Raw genomic sequence first — 19941 nt, forward strand, 5'->3', positions numbered from 1 at the left:
CATGTACCGTGGAAGCGAGCTTTTTAGCAGGTACCACAAGGCGCGTCCGCATCCGGTATCCGTGCAGGCGGCCGCGCGCCCGCGAAGGCCCGCAAACAGGAGCTGCCATGATCGAAATCCTGGAAGGCTTCCCCGGCAACGTCGTCGCGGTGCGTGCGTCCGGCGAAGTCACACGAGATGATTACGAGCGGGTTCTGATTCCTGCCGTGGACGCCGCGATGAAGGGGCACGACAAGATTCGCGTCTACTATGAGCTCGGGCCCGGTTTCACGCGGATGTCCGCGGGTGCGGCATGGGATGACCTGAAACTTGGGGTTGCCCATTACTGGCATTGGGAAGCCGTAGCCGTGGTGACGGATCATGACTGGATCCGCCGCGCTATCGATGTCTTCCGCTTCGTGGTGCCGGCCCACGTCAGAACTTTCCCGGACGATCAGGCGGCCGAGGCGCGGGACTGGATCGTGAGCGCTCTCGACAAGCCCACGACTCGCCCGAGCTGACCAGGCCGCGACGGCAAATCAGGCCGCACTGGCGCGCCGAGGCGTATGAAGGACTGACACTGGGCGATTATGCTAAGCGATGGGTGTCCACAGGTCTGGATCTAGCAGTAAAGAGGGGCAACGTGTCAGAAGATCTCAATCAGGAGAAGCTGCGCCAGCTCGCTGCCACCGTAGCCACCCAGATCGCCGAAGAGGACCGGTCCGCTGTCCTCGCATTAATGCGTCAGCTCTTAGTGATCCGCGACAGCGCACTGCCCCGGTATGAACAGGCGCGCGCGGCTTACCGAGCGACTGCGCAAAGTGGCGGAGCCTGGGCTCTCGCGAAGATGGCGGCTGGGGCTCTCAAGGAATACGCCTGGGACAGCCGTAGCACGTCCACTCGGCTTGGGCTTTCAGGTCTCGCCATCGTCGCGGCCGCGTTCGCCCGTCGAGGCTTAGGAATTGCGGCGGTGGGGGCGTTATTTGGCGTCCCCCTCTGGATCGTGTTCGGCGCCGGCGGCCAGTTCCCTGACCTACTGATTGAGGAACTCTCTAAGATGGAAAAGCCAAACGGCAGGGACGACGCGCAATAAACAATATCCTGCATATCGCTGCCCTGGTTCTTATCAGTACCGCTGTCGAGATTCACGTAACTCTGAACTTTGTTCGCTCAACTCTGAACTCTAGCGGCGCACGTACGTACCGGTCGTGGTGGGCGAGCCGGTTCGGTAACGTTCCGGACGGGCTGCAGCCACTCGAGGTCGCGGAGAGGACGACCATGTAGCAGTCTTGCTCGCGCGGTTGTCGAACGGCTGAGCTTGGACTCCCGATCCTGACCCTGAGCCTGCGGAAAGGTGGCAGCGGTCAGGCTTCAATGAAGGAAAGCGAGGGGGGGCTATAGAGAACGTGAAATTATGGCTCCCAGCCGTATTTTCGCATAGCGATCTCCCGTAGATGCTGAAAGTGGATGGAGTCGCGCCGCCGGCCCCTGGCATTGGCCGCGATGGCACGACGCAGGAGAAACTCAACGCTTGCGTGGACGATCGGGGCGTGGGGATCGCCTTCGTATTCCTCTAGCATCGCGGCGAGGTAGAGCATCGCCAGCGCCTGTGGCGCGAGTTCGCCTCGGGCCTGAACGCTGAGGCACATCAGCCGGTGGTGGATCTCGTCTGTGATCCGGAGAGCATAGTATTTCCAGAGGAGGTCTGCTGCTTTCGCGCTTCGACGGTAGATGACATACGCGCGAAGGTAGTCAACCAACCTGCCCATATCGTCCCCGCCGCGAATTGTGAGCGAAATTTATCTGGTAACACCCGGCAGCGGGGAGAGGCGCAAGGTGGAGATCTGTGGGTTTCCGAACAGGATTCTGGCGTGAGCCAGGTATCGCAGGGCATCGATGGATTCACTCAGATCATCCTTCCTATGTTGTCCTTGCCGGTTAGTCGGCGCCCGTTTTTTGCGCGGTCTCCCGGCCTTGCAGCAACACGGCTTGAGGGAAATTGCGAATCTCAGCTGTGGCGCGGAATAACGCGCACTGCAAGCGCGTGATCGGTCTGCTCCGGCGAGATCGTGCTGGCCGTGGCGATCACCGAGCTGGGCAGCGGCTCTGACACGAAGGCCTGCCGCCAATGCCGTCAGCCCACCACTGGTCCTGGCGCGGGAGGCAGCCTTCTCCAGGAGGCGCGCGCTGTGGCGCGGAACTGCTCGTGATCCTACCGGCTCGAAACGTGCCGGAATCGAAATCGCAATCAATGCTGCCCCTACGGTAAAGCGTGTCGCGCAAGAACTCGGGGGGATGTGCCCGTATCTGGCACCGGTGGGGCTATCCGACCCGGAAAACCCCCACACTCGGCCCCGCATTGACCGTCCGCCGCAGCCACGAGGGCATTTCTCCCTGCCCGTCACTAAGGCACGTGCCTTTGCGCGTCCGAATGTGCGCGCAGCGACCAGGATCGAGCCGATCTGATCGTCGCGACGCAAGTTGAGTAAAACTCCGCAATGCGGAGCTTTTTACAGGCGCGATTGTCGCCTCCAGTGAAATAAGGACGGCCCTGGCCTCACAAGAGGAGTAGAGTGGGGCATGGAAAGCAAACCGCAAAAGCCCAGAGCAAGTCATGGATACTTACCCGAGTGCCACTTACAAGGGGTATGACCTTTACCCTCTGGTGTACAGGGATACTGTGGAGCGTGCTTGGCGCGAGCCTAGGCCTGACCGGTCCTTCAAGGCCGCAGTGGTGATCTGCCGTGAAGGCGGACGTCCCGAAGGCGAGCAGGCACGCACCTTTCGTCTCAACGCAACGCCCTGGGACAATGTGGGCGAAGCACGGCGCGCCGTGCTTCGCTACGCCGAGGACATCATCAACGGACTGGTCGCGGGCGAATCCGTGGTTTTGCTCTAGCACCATATGCTCGTATCCGGGCGGACCATCATCTGTAGCTTGCTAGGGGTTCAGGCATGAGCAGCGTCGACGCGTCATCCAGTTTCCTGTGCACGCTGCCCGGCGTAGACAAGGGGATTGCCTACCATGTTGCCGTCCTCTTTGTCGATGCGGCCCACCCGAAGGGCGTCAGGTTCACCAGCTTTGTCGGCGGCGGCAGGCGTTCATTCGAGGTACTGACCGAGGTAGCTTCGCTTCAGGGTGCGATTGCCTCAAGCTGTGAGGGACTGTGTCGCCTTGCGATCGGGCAGGCGATCCGGGACCACCTCTACGAGAAAACCAGAGAAGGCGACTATTTGCTGGATCCGGATGCCGCACCCTGGGAGGGCGAACTCAGACCGGTCGGAGTGGGAGCCACGCCACGCCGACCACGACAGCACTTCCCAGGCTGAGTCCATGCTCTGCCGTAGCTATTGCGGCACGGCGTGGAGAGGGCGAGTGCGAGTTGCCCAAGAGATCATGTTGACCGACGAGGAGCGAACCAGGTTGACGAAGCTGGTTCGGTCGAAGCTCACGAGCGTGAGGCGGGCGCAGCGTGTGCGTATCGTGCTGCTGGCCGGTATCGAACGCGACTTGCCGCGCGGTGCGCCGCCGTTGAAGGTGGACACGGCGCGGCTGGTGGAGCTGACCACGCAAGGCAAGCCCGTTGCGGCCACGCACTGGAGCACGCGCAAGCTCGCCGCCGAGTTGGGCGTGAGCGCCAACACCGTCATGCGCCCATTGGCACGCCCATCCACCCAAGCCGCTCGGCATGGTGTTGTCGGTATTTGCGCTGGTATTGGTGTCGATGGCCAGCCACGAGTTCATCTGGAAGGGTGCGCTTCTGAACGGCGTGGAGCCCGTGCGGATCAGCACGGGCTCCCTTCGTCTACGGCATCAATCTTCAGATGCCGGTTTGGCCGGCCTTTATCGCAGGCTAAGGAGACCGCCACATGGAACTGCTATCCAACCTGGGCTTAGGCTTCGCGACTGCCCTGTCCTTCCAGAACCTGGCTTATGCCTTCCTCGGCTGCGTGCTCGGCACGCTGATCGGCGTGCTGCCGGGTATTGGGCCGCTGGCCACCATCGCCATGCTGTTGCCGGTGACCTACACGCTGCCGCCGGTGGCCGCACTGATCATGCTGGCCGGTATCTACTACGGCGCGCAGTACGGCGGCTCGACCACCGCGATTCTGGTGAACCTGCCGGGCGAATCGTCCTCGGTGGTGACCACCATCGACGGCTACCAGATGGCGCGGCGCGGCCGCGCCGGAGTGGCGCTGGCCACCGCCGGCCTGGGCTCCTTCTTCGCCGGCTGCGTGTCCACGCTGATTCTGGCCGCCTTCGCCGGGCCGCTGTCGGAACTAGCATTCAAGTTCGGTCCCGCCGAGTACTTCTCGCTGATGTGCCTAGGCCTGATCGGCGCCGTGGTGCTGGCCTCGGGGTCCTTGATCAAAGCCATTGCCATGATCGTGCTGGGCCTGCTGCTGGGCCTGGTCGGCACCGACGTGAACTCGGGCGCCGCGCGCTTCTCCTTCGATGTGCCTGAGCTGACCGACGGCCTGAACTTCGTCTCGGTGGCCATGGGCGTGTTCGGCTTTGCTGAAATCATCGCCAACCTGGAGCAAAAGGAACATCGCGAGACCTTCACTGACCACATCACGAGCCTGTGGCCGAGCAAGGCGGACTTCAAGCGCATGGCCCCGGCCGTGCTGCGCGGCACGATATTGGGTTCGGCGCTGGGCATCCTGCCGGGCGGCGGTGCTGCACTGGCGTCGTTCGCGGCCTATTCGCTGGAAAAGAAGACCTCCAAGTACTCGCATGAGTTCGGCAAGGGCGCCATCGAGGGCGTGGCGGGTCCGGAGTCGGCCAACAACGCGGCGGCGCAGACCTCCTTCATTCCGCTCCTGACGCTGGGCATCCCGCCCAATGCGGTGATGGCGCTGATGGTGGGTGCGATGACCATTCACAACATCCAGCCCGGCCCGCAGGTGATGACCAGCAACCCGGCGCTGTTCTGGGGCCTGATCGCGTCTATGTGGATCGGCAACCTGATGCTGATCATCCTGAACCTGCCGCTAATCGGGGTGTGGGTGAAGCTGCTCAAGGTGCCCTACCGTTACCTGTTCCCGGCCATCCTGGTGTTCTGCTGCATCGGCGTGTACTCGGTGGGCAATACCACATTCGACGTGTTTCAGACCGCCGTCTTCGGTGCGATCGGCTACCTCTTCATCAAGATCAAGTGCGAACCGGCGCCGCTGCTGCTGGGGTTCGTGCTGGGGCCGATGATGGAGGAAAACTTCCGCCGTGCCCTGTTGCTCTCGCGTGGTAACTTCAGCGTGTTCGTGACCCGTCCGCTGTCGCTGGGCCTGCTGATTGCCGCGGCAGCACTAGTGCTGATCGTGGCGATGCCGACGATTAAGAACAAGCGCGAGGAAGCGTTCCAGGAAGAATAAGCAAAACAAGAGCGCCGGCCGCAGGGCGGCCGCGCAACGCCAGTTCATAGGGGCAGCCGGCACCCTTTTTTACGGTTGACATCGACAACGCCCCGCAGACGCCGACGGAAATCGAATGGCTGACGGATAATGGCACAAGGTGCTTGCCGGTTGAGGTGCACGAGAGCGAGGCGGACCCACTCGAGCATTATTGAGCGGGGCGTCAGCCCCCCCCCCCCGCAGAGGATCCAGTGACCGGCGGCGAGCGGTCATTCAAGCGAAGGTCCGCGGTCCGTGGTCGGCCATAGCAGTCCTACGATTTCCGTGATCGCTTTAACCGCCTGGATAATCAGTGCTTGTGCAGGTCGGTGTACGGCAGCAGCGCGAGGAAACGCGCGCGCTTGATGGCCGTATTGAGCTGACGCTGATAGTGCGCCTTGGTGCCGGTCAGGCGAGCCGGCGTGATCTTGCCGTTGTCGCCGATGAAGTCCTTCAGGGTGTCCAGATCCTTGTAGTCGATCTGTTCTACACCAGCCACGGTGAAGCGGCAATAGCGCTTGCGCTTGAAAAGAGAGCTTTCCTTTTTGAAAGGCTTCTTCTTTTTGTCGCTACGTTTGATGAATGCCATGATTCGATCCCTTGCGGATACAGTGGGGATAGCGTATTTGCATGGAGCCTCCTGCCAGAGTCAACAGTATCGGCAGCAGCCCTCGTCGTCGAAATTTTCTGTGCTCAGGGGTCGCTACCCCCGCGGTCACAATTCTGGGTGCTCGCAGGGTTGCGGATCCAGGGCCTCTGCGCACCAAGAGCGAGCCGACGCCCTTACCGATGCCACACGCCATCTCATACGGCGCTCACGATCCTCGGCGGATAGCGGCATCGGAGGGCGCACGGGACACCGTCCATCCCCCCAGCCGGCGTTGCGAAGCCGCCGGGATGATCGCCCGGCCCACCTATCCTTGTTACGTGACTACTGATGCCACGAAAGGAGCGAGCCGTGACGACCATCTGGACGCTAGCCGCAGATGGCACCCATGCGCGGATCTTCCAGATGCACGGGATGGAAAGGAATATGGAAGAGATCCAGGACGTTGTCAATCCGGTTGGTCGGGCCAAGGATGGCGAACTGCGCGACGACGCGCAGGAGCGCTTTGCCGGCAAGGGCGAGCCCATGCCGCGGCGATGGAGGGATACCATCGTTCAACGTACGACCGGAGCTGGTCATTGAGCACGGCCGTGGAAGCCCAGTATTCACATTCCGCGCGCGGCGTGCCGGTTGATGCTGGAAGTGGCCGACGTAAGCGTGGAGCGGCTGCAGGTCATCAGCGAGGCTGATGTTCAGGCGGAAAGCGCTATTTGTCGGCCTTTGCCTCCGATGAGGTTCAACTTGCACGGTTGCGATCCAGACGATGCATCCATGCGCTCCCGTTACATCCACTTGTGGACTCATCAACGGCGCCGATTCATGGAAGGCCAACCCGTGGGTGTGGGTGGTGGAGTTCCGAAGGGTTCAGCGTTGATCCTCGACCCACGCTTTCGCCCATGCGATGCCTGCCGCGACGGCAAGGTCGAACGTTGGGTAGTAGCCCAAAGGCTCAGACGCCTCCAGAACGAGATGGTCCTTTTGCACGGTGCCAAAGGCTTCGAACGAACCATCGCCCATTTGCTTCGCAAAGCCACGAACTGTGTAGTCCTGGTAGCTCTCAATGCCCATGGTGGTACCTCCCTGTTTTGGAGGATCGTAGCATGACCAAAGAACACGCTATCCTCTTCAGTGGTGCCATGGTGCGCGCCATCCTGGACGGCGGGAAGTCATCGACTCAGCGCCTGGGACGCCTGCAAAACAGCCGAGAGTCATGTTCATCAGCGCAGGAGAAACGATACCGCCTTGCGGTGTACCAGCCTGCGTTGAGTGAAGAACACGGTTATGAAGGTAGCCTGCCTTCAACCATTTTTGCAGTATCGCATTGTCCGTAGGGATGTTGGCGACAAGCCAGTCGTGCGAAATTTCGTCAAAACAGCTGCGGATATCAGCCTCAAGCATAGCGCATGCTCGCACTAGGACTCCGCAAAACAGGAAGCAGATCAGGAACAAGGCCGGGCCCCAAAATAAAAAAAAAGCCCGCGCGGCGTAAACCGGGCGGGCTTTCGAATCTGGTTGCGGGGGCAGGACTTGAACCTGCGACCTTCGGGTTATGAGCCCGACGAGCTGCCAACTGCTCCACCCCGCGGGCCGCACTATACGCGGATTGGCAAAACATTGATACAGCTAAATGCAGAAAGCCCCGCCGGCGTGATCCGGGCGGGGCTTGGCTGAGCCTTGGTGAAATCGCACGCTGTATTGGGGGGCGGCAACGCCGTGGCCTCGTTTTGTCCGGGCTTCGTGGAACGCATTGTCTACCTGCTGGTGGAGAAAGTCGTGCGCGGCCAGTACTGCCGCAGCGCGGCCGGCGGCGACCCGATGCCTGGATACGTGAGCGAGCCAGGCATCCGAGAGCGCGCCAAAGCGGGGGCTGATAATGCGGCAAGGCGGCGATCTTCATCTCACAGCGACGGAGGGATACCATCGTTCAACGTACGACTGGAGCTGGTCATTGAGCAAGGCGGTCCGGATTTGTAGGAGGTTGTGCGCATGCCGGGGCCGCCAGGCCATCTGCTGCGCTTGACGAACCGCTTGCTGACCACCTGGTTGACGGCTGACTCGACGAACCCTGATGCAATGGGCTCCCCATGTCGATAGCTGTCACCGTTCACGATGCAGCTCCCAGTTGTTGTCCAGGTAGACGATGAACGCTTCGAGTTTGCCGAGCACCGGCACTCTGCCTGCGCCATCGTGTCGTATGGACGGGAGGATCAGATCGAGCGCGGCTCAATAGATCGCCGGTTCCCCCGAGGGCCGATTCTTGAACCGGCGATGCACCCAATAGTACTGCTCGGGAATTCGCAGGATTTGCGCTTCGAGAAACGCGTTCATCTGTGCCGCGTCTGCCGTTACGCAGGCCGACGGAAAGCCTGGTAGCGGCTTGAACACCCGGAGTTGGTAGCCGCGATAGTCGGGCAAAACCTCGGTTGTAAAAGGCACGACCTGGGCACCTGTGAGCCTGGCGAGGCGGGACACGGAGATCAGTGTGCAGGCCGCGACGCCGAAGAACGGAACGAATACGGAGTCTTTCAGGCCGAAGTCCATGTCGGCGGCAAGCATGACCGGTACACCCTTGCGCAATGACTGAATGACCTGCCTTGCGCTTTCGTTACGCGGCACCATGATCGCGCCAAATCGCTCGCGCTGCGTTCTGGCAATGGTTTCGAGCGCCCGGTTCGACATTCTGGTGTAAAGCGACGTTACCGGGCTGCCGGCCATCGAATAGAACATGCAGCCGGCTTCGATGGCGACGAAGTGGAAGCCGAGAAAAATCGTCGGAGTACGCGAGCACGACGACAGGTCTATCTCGGATTCCAATCGCAGCAGGCCATTGAGGCGATCGCGGTCGCCGAACCATTGCACGCCTCGCTCGACGTAGCTGCGCATGACGTGGCGAAAATGCAGCCGTGCCAGGTCGCGCCGTGCAGCATCGGACAGATCGGGGAAACACAGCGACAGGTTGGTATGGACAATGTTCCGCCTGCGACTCGGGATGCTGTAAAGCAGCGCGCCAAGTGCTGCGCCAATGTGGGCGGACCATCGATACGGCAGCGCGGCGAAGGCCTTGAGCAGCAGGGTGAGCAGTGCCGCGATGAGGCTGTCGATCATGTGGGGGGGATAGCGGAAGTCGCTGGCACATTGGCCCGACGACTAGCATTGATGTACCTGCACTGTAGCACGCCGGCCCGATTCCCTGCGGCGGGACATAGGCGAAGCCGGCACCAAACTCAAGCAGGATACTCATGATGTGATTGACCAGTGCTACCTCCAGGTCCTGCTCACTCGACCACTGCCCAATTCCAGCTGTCAACGGCGTGCGCTTCGGCACTTGGGGATTGAGCTAACCTCCCCAGGATTCATTTGCAACATTGAGTCTCCAAACTCAGTTCTTCAATAAGGGCCGGCCGGGATACGCCCCCTCGAGCAGGCTACCATTTGCCGTCGTGATCGAGCATTCCCAAGTATTCGCATGCTGGCATCGATGCCAAGCTCTCAAATGAACAAGGGCCCCCGAAGGAGCCCTTGTCAGTAACTTTTCTGTTTCGAGGTCAGTTACAACCCAAGGCGGCTGTTAGGCGGCCAATGCGAACTTTTCGTCGTTAGCATTTACTTCGATTTAGTTTTAACGTCTTCTCTGACGAGTTGCCTCACGACCCTATCTCCCCCTGTCGAAACCAGGTCAGGCCCATCAGAAGTGCACTGCCCGTGCAATGTGCTTCTGGTGGACCTGGGCGGAATCGAACCGCCGTCCAGAAGGCCTTCAAGAAGAAGGTTCACAACCATTATCGGGAACCTTGCAGCCCCCGACGGTCCAGATTCTACGCGTCCTGCCGGCAGCGTCAAGGCAGTTTGCGTGGGGCTTTACAAGGACCCGACCCGGTAAAACTCCACGCTCTGCCCCGCATTGACTGCCCGCTTGAGCCACGACGGCATCTCGCCCTGCCCGTCCCAGGTCAGCCCGTCCGCGTTGCGGTAGCAGAACTACCAGCGGGGGTAGGGGCCTTCCAGTCGATGACCCCATTCAGCGCTTTCCCGTAATGCCTTTCCCCAAGTGCTACTGATTGCAGTTGTACCCATACTGGGGACTCGCCTTTTCGCGTGGCGATCACTTTTACCCATGGAATCTGCCGCCATGCTTGCAATTGTTGCCTGGATCACCTGCTCCTTCGCGGTTGGCCTTTTCGCCAACGCCCTGGAACGCTCCGGCGCCACATGGATTATCTTCTCATTGATCCTGAGCCCGTCGCTTGGGCTGATGGTCGTCGCCGTGCTCGAGAAGATGTGGACCAGGTCAGCTCGCGTGGTGACTGCCATTGCACCTGCAGCGGTGTCAGTGCCCGTATAGTCGGCCGACAGGACCTTTTCGGGATCATCGCTGACCCTACACTCCGGAAAATGTAGGGTTCGTCAGAATCTGAAGATCCACCTAAAGCGGGCCTTCGGCGTGTGGTGCGGCCGCTGGAAGCCGCCCGCCCTTACATCAGCGTCTTCAACCGGTTGTTCGCCGCATGCCCGCCTTCGGTAACGGGATACTTGGCCACGACCTGTTCCAGCGTTTTGCGTGCGGCCGCCTTCTGGCCGGACTCGAGCTGATTATTGGCAACCGCGATCATGGCGTCCGGCACCTCAAGCGCGTGGCTCGCCTGATGCGTGAAGCGGGCCTGCGCGGCGTAAGCCGGCGCCGCTGGGTAAAGACCACGCGGCGAGCACCTGGCGCACGACCGGCTCCGGATCTGGTGCAGCGCCACTTCCAAGCTGACGCACCGAACCGTCTGTGGGTCGCCGATGCGACCTACATTCCAACCGCAGCGGGCTTCTTCTACCTCGCGGTGGTGTTGGATGTGTTCAGCCGCCGGATTGTTGGCTGGGCCATGGGCAGCCATCTGCGTACCGAGTTGATGCTGCAGGCGCTGGATATGGCGCTCGCACAGCGCAACAGCTTCTTCAAGACCGTCTCACATCCAGTGACCGTAAGCGTGCTATAGGCGACATCTCCCAAGGTATTCGCGAGCTGCTGCCAAGGGTCGGGTAGCGCCGACCGGCGCCCTCCCCCCGGACACCTGAAGTCAGCATCGACCACTGACCAGCGCATTCAAGATGGATGCGCGATTACCGGCCCGCACCTTCAAGCGCATGATCAGCATGCCGGCGGCCCAGGTCAGCGTCCTGCGCAACTCGTCGTTATTCAGCCGATTCGTTCAAGCTTCCAGCAATCAGCGGCCCTACACTGGCGTCTCGTTTCAACCGAAAGGAGAGCCACCATGAATACCGCCACCCAATCTACGTGCAACTGTGTTGTTTGCCCCGGTGCAGGCTGTGCCTGCGGCTGCCAGGGAACTGCGGAGCAAAGAGCGTGTGCCTGTGGCCCGCAATGCCCCTATGGACCGCGATGCGCCTGCGGGCCACAATGCCAGTGCGGCGCTGAATCCACCTGACATAGAAAAACGGCAGGAACAAAGTCGATGGGGTCTCGAGCAAAAAAGAACGCCGGCCACTCTAAGAATGGAGGCAGCTTGCGGACAGTCGAATACCACTTTTCGACCATTTGGCGCATCGATGCGCCAGTGCAGGAAGTATGGGCAGCAATCCAGGATTCGGCGCGCTGGCCCGAGTGGTGGATTAACGTCGAGCGAGTGGACCAGCTAGAGGCCGGTTCCGATCAGGGCGTGGGCGCCATACAACGCTATACGTGGAAAGGCTGGTTGCCCTATCGACTCGTGTTCGATATGCGGGTAACGCGCATCGATCCGTTGGTCGCGCTGGAGGGGGAAGCTAGTGGCGACGTCGAAGGCGCCGGTCGATGGAGCTTTTCGAGCGACGGACGCAACCTTACCGTGGTCCGCTATGACTGGTGCGTGCATACGAACCGCGGATGGATGAATGCATTGGCGCCGTTGTTGCGACCGGTTTTTCAGTGGAACCACGATGCAGTGATGCGCGAAGGTGGCGCGGCGCTAGCGCGGCGGCTAGACGCGCGCCTGCTCGGCATCGAGCATGGATGAAGCGTACCCGGCAACGGATTGAACGCTCTGCAACGTCTCCCCCTTTACCTCGGTTGTTTCTCTTGGCATCGAGGCAGGTGATGGGCATGAGATGGTGGAGCACACTGAAGTCGGGTTCCACCGGATGGCGATCCATCATTCGTCCCTGAGCGGCCAGAAGCAGACTATCGACCACGGTATCAAGCTAATATGTGGACGACGCAACTACATCAATACCGGCCATTTGGAACTCACTCGTCTCCCTCGACGTGGGAGAGGATTCGATGCGGTAGTCGTAAGTGCCGCCGATCAATCAAAGCGTTTTCAACGCCTCGCCAGACCTGAAACATTGACGCTTGAGAACTTACTAACAATCTCCCTCGCCCATGTGAACTTTTCCTTATGGGGCATAAAGTGTTTGCCATGCTTTTGCACGGCGTCTTCAATATCGAAGAGGAGGACCGCAGTGGATTGGGCAAGGCCGTATGCATTTTTGTTGATCTTCTGAGGTGCCCTGGTTGCCTGGCAGCCAGCACTACTGCTTCCTTCAACTCTGATCACATCGACCGCGGGAATCCCCAGCTATTCATTCAACAGCCTTGACCATGTCCTCGACCACCTTCTTGGCGTCGCCGAACACCATCATGGTCTTGTCCATGTAGAACAGCTCGTTGTCGAGGCCGGCGTAGCCGGCCGCCATCGAACGCTTGTTCACGATGATGGTCTTGGCCTTGTACGCCTCCAGGATCGGCATGCCGGCGATCGGTGATTTCGGATCGGTCTTGGCCGACGGGTTCACCACGTCGTTCGCGCCGAGCACCAGCACCACGTCGGCCTGGCCGAACTCGCTGTTGATGTCTTCCATCTCGAAGACCTGGTCGTAGGGCACCTCGGCCTCGGCCAGCAGCACGTTCATGTGGCCCGGCATGCGGCCCGCCACCGGGTGGATCGCGTACTTCACGGTCACGCCCTTCTCGGTCAGCTTTTCGGTCAGTTCCTTGAGTGCGTGCTGGGCGCGCGCCACTGCCAGGCCGTAACCCGGCACGATGATCACGGTCTCGGCATTGCCCATCAGGAACGAGGCGTCATCGGCGGAGCCCGACTTTACGTTGCGCTGCACTTGCGAACCGCCTGCTGCGCTCGCTCCCGCATCGCTGCCGAAGCCGCCGAGGATCACGTTGAAGAACGAACGGTTCATCGCCTTGCACATGATGTACGAGAGGATGGCACCGGACGAACCCACCAGCGAACCGGCAATGATCAGCATCGGGTTGTTCAGCGAGAAGCCGATACCGGCGGCCGCCCAGCCCGAGTACGAGTTCAGCATCGACACCACCACCGGCATGTCGGCGCCGCCGATCGGGATGATGATCAGCACGCCGAGCACGAAGGCGATGGCCAGCATGACGAGGAACGGCGTCCACTCCTGCGTCATGAAGAACGCAATGCCGAAGCCGACCATGGCGACGGCCAGCGCCAGGTTCAGCATGTGCTGGCCCGCGAACACAACGGGGGCACCCTGGAACAGGCGGAACTTGTAGCGACCTGCCAGCTTGCCGAAGGCGATCACGGAACCGGAGAACGTGATGGCACCGACGAAGCAGCCGATGAACAGTTCGATGCGGTTGCCCATCGGAATCTCATGCGAGCCCGCCGGCGCAATACCAAAGGCGGAAGGTTCCGCCACCGCGGCCACCGCAATGCACACCGCCGCGAGACCGATCAGCGAGTGCATCGCCGCGACCAGTTCGGGCATCTTGGTCATCTCGACCTTCTTTGCCACGTAGGCGCCGATGCCGCCGCCGACGACCAGGCCAGCCAGGATCAGCGCAAGGCCAGACCCGGCTGTCGTGCCGCTACCGGCAGCGAGGAACTCGTTCTTGAGCTTGAGGATCAGCGCCACCGTGGTGAGTGCCGCCACCGCCATGCCGATCATGCCGAAGGCATTGCCCTTGCGGGCCGAAGCCGGGTGCGAAAGCCCTTTGAGGGCCTGGATAAAGCAGACCGACGCGCCCAGGTAGAACAGCGTCACGGTATTCATGGACAGTCCGTTCATCGCGGCATCTCCACCAGTTCTCCGCCGGCGTGCGCGGGCGTCTTTGCGGGCTGCGCCTCGGCCTTCACCTTCGGCGCCTTCTTGCGGAACATCTCTAGCATGCGTTGCGTGACGAGGAAGCCGCCGAACACGTTGACCGCAGCCAGTGCCACCGCAAGCGTGCCCATCGCGCGGCCCACGCCGCCTTCAGTCAGGCCAGCGGCCAGCATCGCACCGACGATGATGATGGCCGAGATCGCATTGGTTACCGCCATCAGCGGCGTGTGCAGCGCGGGCGTGACCGTCCACACCACGTGGTAGCCCACGTAGATCGCCAGCACGAAGATGATCAGGTTGATCACCGTGTGGTTCACCATTTCCATGGTTGTCTCCTTAACCGGCCAGCGCCGCTTCTTCGCGCCGCGTCATCAGGCAAGCCGCGACGATGTCATCTTCGAGGTTCAGCGTGAACTGGCCCTCCTTGTCGATGACCAGCTTGAGAAAGTCCAGCACGTTGCGGGCATAGAGCGCCGAGGCGTCGGCCGCGACCATGCTGGCCAGGTTGGTGTGACCGACGAAGGTCACCCCATGGCGCTCGACCACTTCATCGGCCACGGTCAGCGGGCAGTTGCCGCCTTGCGCGGCCGCGAGATCCACCACCACCGAGCCCGGTTTCATCTCCCGCACGGTCGCTTCCTGCAGCAGCACGGGTGCCTGGCGACCGGGGATCAGCGCGGTGGTGATGATGATGTCGGCCTGCCTGGCGCGCTCGTGCACCAATTCGGCCTGGCGGCGCATCCAGTCCGGCGGCATCGGCCGGGCATAGCCGCCCACGCCCTGCGCGATTTCGCGCTCTTCATCGGTGATGAACGGCACGTCCAGGAACTTGCCGCCGAGCGATTCGATCTGCTCCTTCACCGCCGGGCGCACGTCGGACGCCTCGATCACCGCGCCCAGGCGTTTGGCCGTGGCGATCGCCTGCAAGCCCGCCACGCCGGCGCCGAGGATCAGCACGCGCGCCGCCTTGACGGTGCCCGCGGCGGTCATCAGCATCGGCATGAAGCGCTGGTAGTAGTGCGCGGCCACAAGCACGGCCTTGTAGCCGGCGATGTTCGCCTGCGAGGACAGCACGTCCATGCTCTGCGCACGCGTGGTGCGCGGTGCCGCTTCGAGCGCGAAGGCGGTGATGCCGGCGGCGGTCATGCGCGCGTTGTTCTCGGTATCGAACGGGTTGAGCATGCCCACCAGCACGGCGCCGGACTTCATCTGCGCCAGTTCGGCGCTCTCAGGTGCGCGCACCTTGAGCACGAGCGGCGCGCCGAGCGCGTCGGCGGCGGTGCCGATCGTCGCACCGGCCGCCTCATAGGCGCTATCGGGCTGGCTGGCACGCAAGCCCGCGCCTGCCTGCACCACGACCTTGTGGCCTTGTGCGACGTATTTCTTGACTGTCTCCGGCGTAGCGGCGACGCGTGATTCGCACGCATGCGTTTCTACGGGCACTCCGATATTCATTTGCGCTTAATTCTTGAAGTTGTTCATGGTCGTCGTGACTCCCTGACAGCGCGGCGCTTACTTAGCATCACGGCCTCACCCGCGCAACAGCGGACCTTTTCGCCGCCTCAGATTGTCAGGCCACCGTCGACTACAATGCATTCGCCATTGGTATAGCTCGAAGCATCCGACACAAGATAGAGCACCGTGCCGGCCATTTCGCGGGGCTCCGCGTGACGACGCAGCGGGATCTCGGCGAGCCATCGCTCATAGATTGCCGGGTCCTCGAACAGCGCACCCGAAAATTTTGTCCTTGTGAGGCCAGGAAGCAGCGCGTTCACCCTGATGCCGAGCGGCCCGCACTCCTTCGCGAACGCCTTCGTCATGTTGACGACCGCGGCCTTCGTGATTGAGTAGATGCCCTGCTTTTCGCCTGGCTGCAGCGCGTTCACCGACGCGGTATTGACGATCGCGCCGCCGCCTTGCGCCTTCATCATCCTGCCGGCTTCGACTGACATGAAGAAGTAGCCGCGCACGTTCACTTCGACCGTCTTCTCGTAGGCGCCAAGATCGGTGTCGAGGATGTGGCCAAAATAGGGATTCGCCGCCGCGTTGTTAACGAGGATGTCGAGACGGTCGTGCTTGCTGCGGATATGCTCGAACACCGCGGCAACATCCTCCATCCGCCCGACATGGCACGCCAACGCCTCCGCCTGGCCGCCCGCCTTGACAATCTCGTCGGCGACAGCCTGACAGTCATCAAGCTTTCGGCTCGACACGATCACGTACGCGCCCTGCTCAGCGAGCAGCTTCGCAATTTCCTCGCCTATGCCTCGGCTCGCGCCGGTCACGAGGGCGGTCTTTCCGGTCAAGTCGAACAGATTCGTTGCCATAAATTGTTCCTCCAATTGGTTCGAGATTCGATGAACTGCGTCGATACCGATCGCGGAGGTCGTGAGCGACCTGCATGTCAGCCTCGCGCATCGATCACGCGCACGGCCTCTTCGGCCAGCATGCCCGCCATTTCACCGACTTGCAGGGCAGCCGTGCTGGACGCATTGCCCTTCAGCGCGCGAGCCTTCACACCCTGCGCGATCGCAGCGAGCCTGAAAAAGCTGAACGCAATATAGAAATGCCAGTCGCGGATTGGTTCGATGCCGCGCAGCTCGCAATAGCGCGCGACAATTTGCGTTTCCTGCGGCACGCCGAGCTCAACGCGATCCCTACCCGCAAGTCCGGGGACGCGGCCGTCGGACGGCAGCCGCAGGCACATGCAGAAGTACGCGAGATCGGCGAGCGGATTGCCCAGCGTCGACAGTTCCCAGTCGAGGACCGCCTTCACGCGGTAGCTATCGCGCTCGAACATTACGTTATCCATCCGGTAGTCGCCATGCACAAGCGTCGGCGGACCAGCGTCTTCGGGGCACGCACTTGGCAGCCAGTCGATTAGGGTTTCCATCGCGTCGAGCCGCTCGGTCTCTGCCGCTCGGTACTGTTTCGTCCAGACGCCGATCTGGCGCTCGAAGTAATTGCCATGCCGTCCGAAGTCAGCAAGTCCGACGGCTTCAATGTCGATGTCATGGAGCACGGCCATTGTTCGCAAAACTGCGTCGTAGCAGGCGGCGCGATCCTGCTGCGGCAACTCAGGCAGGGACGGATTCCAGAAGATCCGCCCATCCTCGAAGCTCATCACATAGAACATGCTGCCAATTACGTCGCAGTCCACGCAAAGGTGATACGGGTGCGCGACAGGGACCTTGGTCCTGGACAGGGCGGTCAGGACTCGAAACTCACGATCGACAGCGTGGGCGGACTTCAGCAGTTCGCCAGGAGGCTGCCGCCTGAGCACATATCGACCGCTGCGCGCTTGCAGCAGAAAGGTAGGATTCGACTGGCCGCCGGCGAACTTCTCAGCGTGCACAGGTCCGTCGAAACCAGGCAGGTGGTCTTCGAGATAGCGCGCCAGAATTGCGGTATCGAGTGGATCGGAGATCTTCTTCATCGTTTCTTTCCATTTTCCATGCCGTAGCGCTGCCGCGAATGGTAGTCAGTATGACAAACGCGCACCTTTGGGCTGAGCAGTCATTGCCAAGAGTGGTGGATCAACGTGGTGCCAAAGGGCGACTCGGCAATGATCACCTGACGATCTCCGGTGGCTCGAAGCAGGTTGTCGTCGGTAGAACCCCGGCATAGCGCTCGATCTGGACAAGGCATGAATTCGCTGCGCTGCCCTGCGCGATTTCCGATGTGCCAACATCGCGCGTCAACACATTGGGGTTGCCATGCTTATCCAAAGGTGGACCATCTCCATCACCAAAGGCCAGGTCCAGCCAAGCGCCTGTGGCCATTTGCACCACCCCAGGAATCACGTCATCGGACACCACCACACCCGCGAGACAACTGCCTCGCGCATTGAATACGCGAACGATCATTCCGTGTTCAATGTTTCGGCTCGATGCATCGATTGGGTGAATGCGTATTGGCTCCCTGTCAGAGATCTTCAATTTCCTGCTGTGCGGCGCATGGTCATATTGGCTGTGCAGCTTGGATGCTGGCTGGTTCGAGAGTAGATGCAAAGGAAACTCGAGCACCTTAGGAGACCCCAGCCACTCCTCGGGCTCGATCCACACCGGATGCCCGGGCTGGGCCTTGATCCCGAAGTCGTGAATGGTCTGTGAAAAGATCTCAATTCGACCAGACGGCGTCTGCAAGGGCTCTCCCACCGGATCACGGATGAACTCCGAGAAAACGGTGTGGGATTCTCTCGTCGGAGCCTCAATCATTCCCTTCGCCCAGAATTCATCGAAGTGCGGGAAGCTCAGGCCCTGTTCGTCGCCCTGCTCTTTGATCCGTGCATAGAAAGATCGCAGCCAATCCTCCTCGCTCTTTCCTTCCGTGAACTTCTTCACAAATCCAAGTCGGGCGGCGAGCTCGGAAAAAACCTCATAATCATTACGCGCGTTGGCATGCGGTTTCACATGTGCTGCTGACGCGATAATGAAAGGGTCTGTACTGGTGCCAGCGATATCGTTTCGCTCGTAAGCGACTGTCGTAGGGAACACGATGTCCGCGTGCTTTGCGGTTGCTGTCCACCAGGGCTCATTGACGATGATGGTTTCTGGCACCGCCCATGCCTTTCGGAGTCGGTTCAGATCTTGATGGTGATGAAACGGGTTGCCCCCGGCCCAATAGATGAGCCGTATGTCGGGATAGGTCAGGGTCTCGCCGTTGTAACGGTAGGATTGCCCCTTGTTGAGTAGCATGTCCGAAATGCGCGCCACGGGAATAAACGAATCCACATGGTTCTTGCCCTGCGGCAGCGCGGGGATCTTCACCGTGATAGAGTCAAGCCCGATACCGTTGATGGCGGCATAGCCGAACCCAAATCCGCCGCCATCCAGGCCAATCTGGCCGATCATCGATGCAAGGGCCACTGTCATCCAATACGGTTGCTCGCCATTCTCGGCCCGCTGCAGCGACCATGACATGGTGATCATGGTCCGTTGCTGTGCCATATCACGCGCGAGATGCGTGATGCCCTGTGCGGAAATGCGGCATATGGACGATGCCCACTGCGGCGTCTTTGGCACACCGTCGGACTCGCCCAACAGGTAATGCCGGAAGCGGTCGTATCCGACCGTGTAGCGGTCCAGGAAGGCGCGGTTGACCAGGTTCTCGGCTTCCAGAACATAGGCCAGGCCAAGCATGAGGGCTACATCAGTCTGCGGACGTATGGGAATCCATTCGCATGGTGCGCTGGTGTCATCCTGGATCGGGCTGATAGATACCAGGCGCACTCCTGCCTGTGCGAGTTGCCCGAGTGTGTCGCGGTAGTGATGGCGTGTCACGCCACCGGAATTCATCTGAGCATTCTTTTCCGGCAATCCCCCAAACGCCACCAACAGTCGAGTACTTCGAACCATGGATTTCAGCGAGGTGTGCCTGTCCGCCAAGCTATGCATGGAGCCCACCACTCGGGGAATGATCACCTCCCCTGCGCCATAGCTATATGAATTGACCGACCGCGTATAGCCGCCCAGAAGGTTCAGAAAGCGGTGAATCTGGCTTTGCGCGTGATTGAATCGCCCGGCGCTCGCCCATCCATAAGAGCCACCGAAAATCGCCGAGTTACCGTACGATGAGCAGACTCGCTGTAACTGCCCGGCGGCCATATCAAGGGCGGTATTCCAATCCACCTCGACAAATGGCTCGCGCCCTCGGCCCTCACCACTTGCCCGATGCTGCTTGTCGAGAAACGACTTTCGTATGGCAGGTGAGGCAACCCTCAACTTGGTGTGAGATCCATCGAGCTGCTCCCAGATGGGGGCCGGAGCAGGGTCGCCAGGCCAGGATCGAATGTTGGACACACGGCCTTGGTCCACGGTGACGTTGTAGGTGCCCCAATGCGTGGAGACCCACCGATTTTCTTGAACGGGCAACATGGAAGACTCCTTACTGCA

The 19941-nt window shown here is 60.9% G+C and carries 20 protein-coding genes, 1 tRNA gene, 1 other RNA gene and 5 pseudogenes; 10 read left to right on the plus strand and 17 right to left on the minus strand.

Translation table 11 applies throughout. The annotated features are described in order from the left end of the window. The first annotated feature begins 107 nt into the window (after nt 1-107). Both K2O51_RS04885 and K2O51_RS04890 read left to right on the plus strand, forming a co-directional pair. A complete protein-coding gene (locus K2O51_RS04885) occupies nt 108-500 on the plus strand; it encodes a SpoIIAA family protein (protein WP_011301842.1) in 393 nt (130 codons plus the stop codon). Between the two features lie 122 nt (nt 501-622). Beyond that, on the plus strand, nt 623-1072 hold the full coding sequence (locus K2O51_RS04890; protein WP_011301841.1) for a hypothetical protein: 450 nt from the start codon (nt 623-625) through the stop codon (nt 1070-1072). 319 nt (nt 1073-1391) lie between these two features. On the opposite strand, the gene K2O51_RS04895 is transcribed toward K2O51_RS04890, so the two are convergent. Beyond that, on the minus strand, nt 1392-1739 hold the full coding sequence (locus K2O51_RS04895; RefSeq protein ID WP_220630565.1) for a hypothetical protein: 348 nt from the start codon (nt 1737-1739) through the stop codon (nt 1392-1394). A 562-nt stretch (nt 1740-2301) separates the two neighbouring features. Further along, nucleotides 2302-2382: pseudogene (locus K2O51_RS35090) on the minus strand (H-NS histone family protein); the annotation flags it as partial. A gap of 211 nt (nt 2383-2593) precedes the next feature. On the opposite strand from K2O51_RS35090, the gene K2O51_RS04900 reads away from it, so the two are divergent. Beyond that, nucleotides 2594-2878, plus strand: a complete 285-nt coding sequence (locus tag K2O51_RS04900; RefSeq protein ID WP_011301839.1) for a hypothetical protein — start codon at nt 2594-2596, stop codon at nt 2876-2878. A 56-nt stretch (nt 2879-2934) separates the two neighbouring features. Next, a complete protein-coding gene (locus tag K2O51_RS04905; protein WP_011301838.1) occupies nt 2935-3309 on the plus strand; it encodes a hypothetical protein in 375 nt (124 codons plus the stop codon). 18 nt (nt 3310-3327) lie between these two features. On the opposite strand, the gene K2O51_RS04910 is transcribed toward K2O51_RS04905, so the two are convergent. Beyond that, entirely contained in the window at nt 3328-3630 is a 303-nt protein-coding gene (locus tag K2O51_RS04910) for a hypothetical protein (RefSeq protein WP_041680358.1), read from the minus strand. A 26-nt stretch (nt 3631-3656) separates the two neighbouring features. Here K2O51_RS04910 and K2O51_RS04915 point away from each other — a divergent pair. Both K2O51_RS04915 and K2O51_RS04920 read left to right on the plus strand, forming a co-directional pair. Further along, nucleotides 3657-3837 (plus strand): annotated as a pseudogene (locus K2O51_RS04915) (tripartite tricarboxylate transporter TctB family protein); the annotation flags it as partial. Between the two features lie 12 nt (nt 3838-3849). After that, nucleotides 3850-5352: a tripartite tricarboxylate transporter permease gene (locus tag K2O51_RS04920; RefSeq protein ID WP_011301836.1), complete on the plus strand. Its 1503-nt coding sequence runs from the start codon at nt 3850-3852 to the stop codon at nt 5350-5352. Between the two features lie 328 nt (nt 5353-5680). On the opposite strand, the gene rpsR is transcribed toward K2O51_RS04920, so the two are convergent. Then, nucleotides 5681-5959: a 30S ribosomal protein S18 gene (gene rpsR / locus K2O51_RS04925; protein WP_011301835.1), complete on the minus strand. Its 279-nt coding sequence runs from the start codon at nt 5957-5959 to the stop codon at nt 5681-5683. 369 nt (nt 5960-6328) lie between these two features. On the opposite strand from rpsR, the gene K2O51_RS04930 reads away from it, so the two are divergent. Next, on the plus strand, nt 6329-6559 hold the full coding sequence (locus K2O51_RS04930) for a host attachment protein (protein ID WP_166487121.1): 231 nt from the start codon (nt 6329-6331) through the stop codon (nt 6557-6559). A 282-nt stretch (nt 6560-6841) separates the two neighbouring features. Here the strand turns inward: K2O51_RS04930 and K2O51_RS04935 are convergent, their stop codons facing one another. The 7 genes and pseudogenes from K2O51_RS04935 to K2O51_RS04960 all read right to left on the minus strand — a co-directional run. Further along, complete coding sequence (locus tag K2O51_RS04935) at nt 6842-7045, minus strand: hypothetical protein (RefSeq protein WP_011301833.1); 204 nt, start codon at nt 7043-7045, stop codon at nt 6842-6844. Nucleotides 7046-7102: 57 nt separating this feature from the next. Continuing rightward, the gene (locus K2O51_RS04940) at nt 7103-7375 is read right to left on the minus strand and encodes a reverse transcriptase domain-containing protein (RefSeq protein ID WP_084791985.1); all 273 of its coding nucleotides are present in this window, start codon (nt 7373-7375) and stop codon (nt 7103-7105) included. A 111-nt stretch (nt 7376-7486) separates the two neighbouring features. Further along, nucleotides 7487-7562: transfer RNA gene (locus tag K2O51_RS04945), tRNA-Met, on the minus strand. Nucleotides 7563-7870: 308 nt separating this feature from the next. Further along, nucleotides 7871-8140, minus strand: a pseudogene (locus K2O51_RS35095) (ISKra4-like element ISBte1 family transposase); the annotation flags it as partial. A gap of 60 nt (nt 8141-8200) precedes the next feature. Further along, nucleotides 8201-9082, minus strand: a complete 882-nt coding sequence (locus tag K2O51_RS04950) for a lipid A biosynthesis lauroyl acyltransferase (RefSeq protein ID WP_220630566.1) — start codon at nt 9080-9082, stop codon at nt 8201-8203. Between the two features lie 389 nt (nt 9083-9471). Beyond that, nucleotides 9472-9831: a transfer-messenger RNA gene (gene ssrA / locus K2O51_RS04955) on the minus strand. A 4-nt stretch (nt 9832-9835) separates the two neighbouring features. Beyond that, nucleotides 9836-9952, minus strand: a pseudogene (locus tag K2O51_RS04960) (H-NS family nucleoid-associated regulatory protein); the annotation flags it as partial. A 139-nt stretch (nt 9953-10091) separates the two neighbouring features. Between K2O51_RS04960 and K2O51_RS04965 the strand changes: the two are divergent. The 3 genes and pseudogenes from K2O51_RS04965 to K2O51_RS04975 all read left to right on the plus strand — a co-directional run bounded on the left by K2O51_RS04965 (nt 10092) and on the right by K2O51_RS04975 (nt 11976). Continuing rightward, the gene (locus K2O51_RS04965) at nt 10092-10319 is read left to right on the plus strand and encodes a hypothetical protein (RefSeq protein ID WP_245001843.1); all 228 of its coding nucleotides are present in this window, start codon (nt 10092-10094) and stop codon (nt 10317-10319) included. Nucleotides 10320-10602: 283 nt separating this feature from the next. After that, nucleotides 10603-10908: pseudogene (locus K2O51_RS04970) on the plus strand (DDE-type integrase/transposase/recombinase); the annotation flags it as partial. A 579-nt stretch (nt 10909-11487) separates the two neighbouring features. Then, nucleotides 11488-11976 (plus strand): SRPBCC family protein, encoded by a 489-nt coding sequence (locus tag K2O51_RS04975; RefSeq protein ID WP_041680356.1) that lies wholly within the window; start codon nt 11488-11490, stop codon nt 11974-11976. Nucleotides 11977-12541: 565 nt separating this feature from the next. Here the strand turns inward: K2O51_RS04975 and K2O51_RS04980 are convergent. The 6 genes from K2O51_RS04980 to K2O51_RS05005 form a co-directional block, all read right to left on the minus strand. Then, nucleotides 12542-14011: an NAD(P)(+) transhydrogenase (Re/Si-specific) subunit beta gene (locus K2O51_RS04980; protein WP_220630567.1), complete on the minus strand. Its 1470-nt coding sequence runs from the start codon at nt 14009-14011 to the stop codon at nt 12542-12544. Further along, entirely contained in the window at nt 14008-14373 is a 366-nt protein-coding gene (locus K2O51_RS04985) for an NAD(P) transhydrogenase subunit alpha part 2 (RefSeq protein WP_011301401.1), read from the minus strand. Before K2O51_RS04985 ends, K2O51_RS04980 begins: the two co-directional genes overlap by 4 nt. 10 nt (nt 14374-14383) lie before the next feature. Beyond that, a complete protein-coding gene (locus K2O51_RS04990) occupies nt 14384-15502 on the minus strand; it encodes a Re/Si-specific NAD(P)(+) transhydrogenase subunit alpha (RefSeq protein WP_220630568.1) in 1119 nt (372 codons plus the stop codon). Nucleotides 15503-15609: 107 nt separating this feature from the next. Then, nucleotides 15610-16374: an SDR family oxidoreductase gene (locus K2O51_RS04995; RefSeq protein WP_140949147.1), complete on the minus strand. Its 765-nt coding sequence runs from the start codon at nt 16372-16374 to the stop codon at nt 15610-15612. Nucleotides 16375-16451: 77 nt separating this feature from the next. Beyond that, nucleotides 16452-17483, minus strand: coding sequence for a phosphotransferase (locus tag K2O51_RS05000; RefSeq protein ID WP_140949146.1), 1032 nt, complete (start codon nt 17481-17483; stop codon nt 16452-16454). A 133-nt stretch (nt 17484-17616) separates the two neighbouring features. Then, nucleotides 17617-19923, minus strand: coding sequence for a molybdopterin-dependent oxidoreductase (locus K2O51_RS05005; RefSeq protein ID WP_140949145.1), 2307 nt, complete (start codon nt 19921-19923; stop codon nt 17617-17619). Nucleotides 19924-19941 lie beyond the last annotated feature (18 nt).

This window comes from Cupriavidus pinatubonensis (genome assembly GCF_019602855.1).
In the GTDB taxonomy this organism is placed as follows: Bacteria; Pseudomonadota; Gammaproteobacteria; order Burkholderiales; family Burkholderiaceae; genus Cupriavidus; species Cupriavidus pinatubonensis.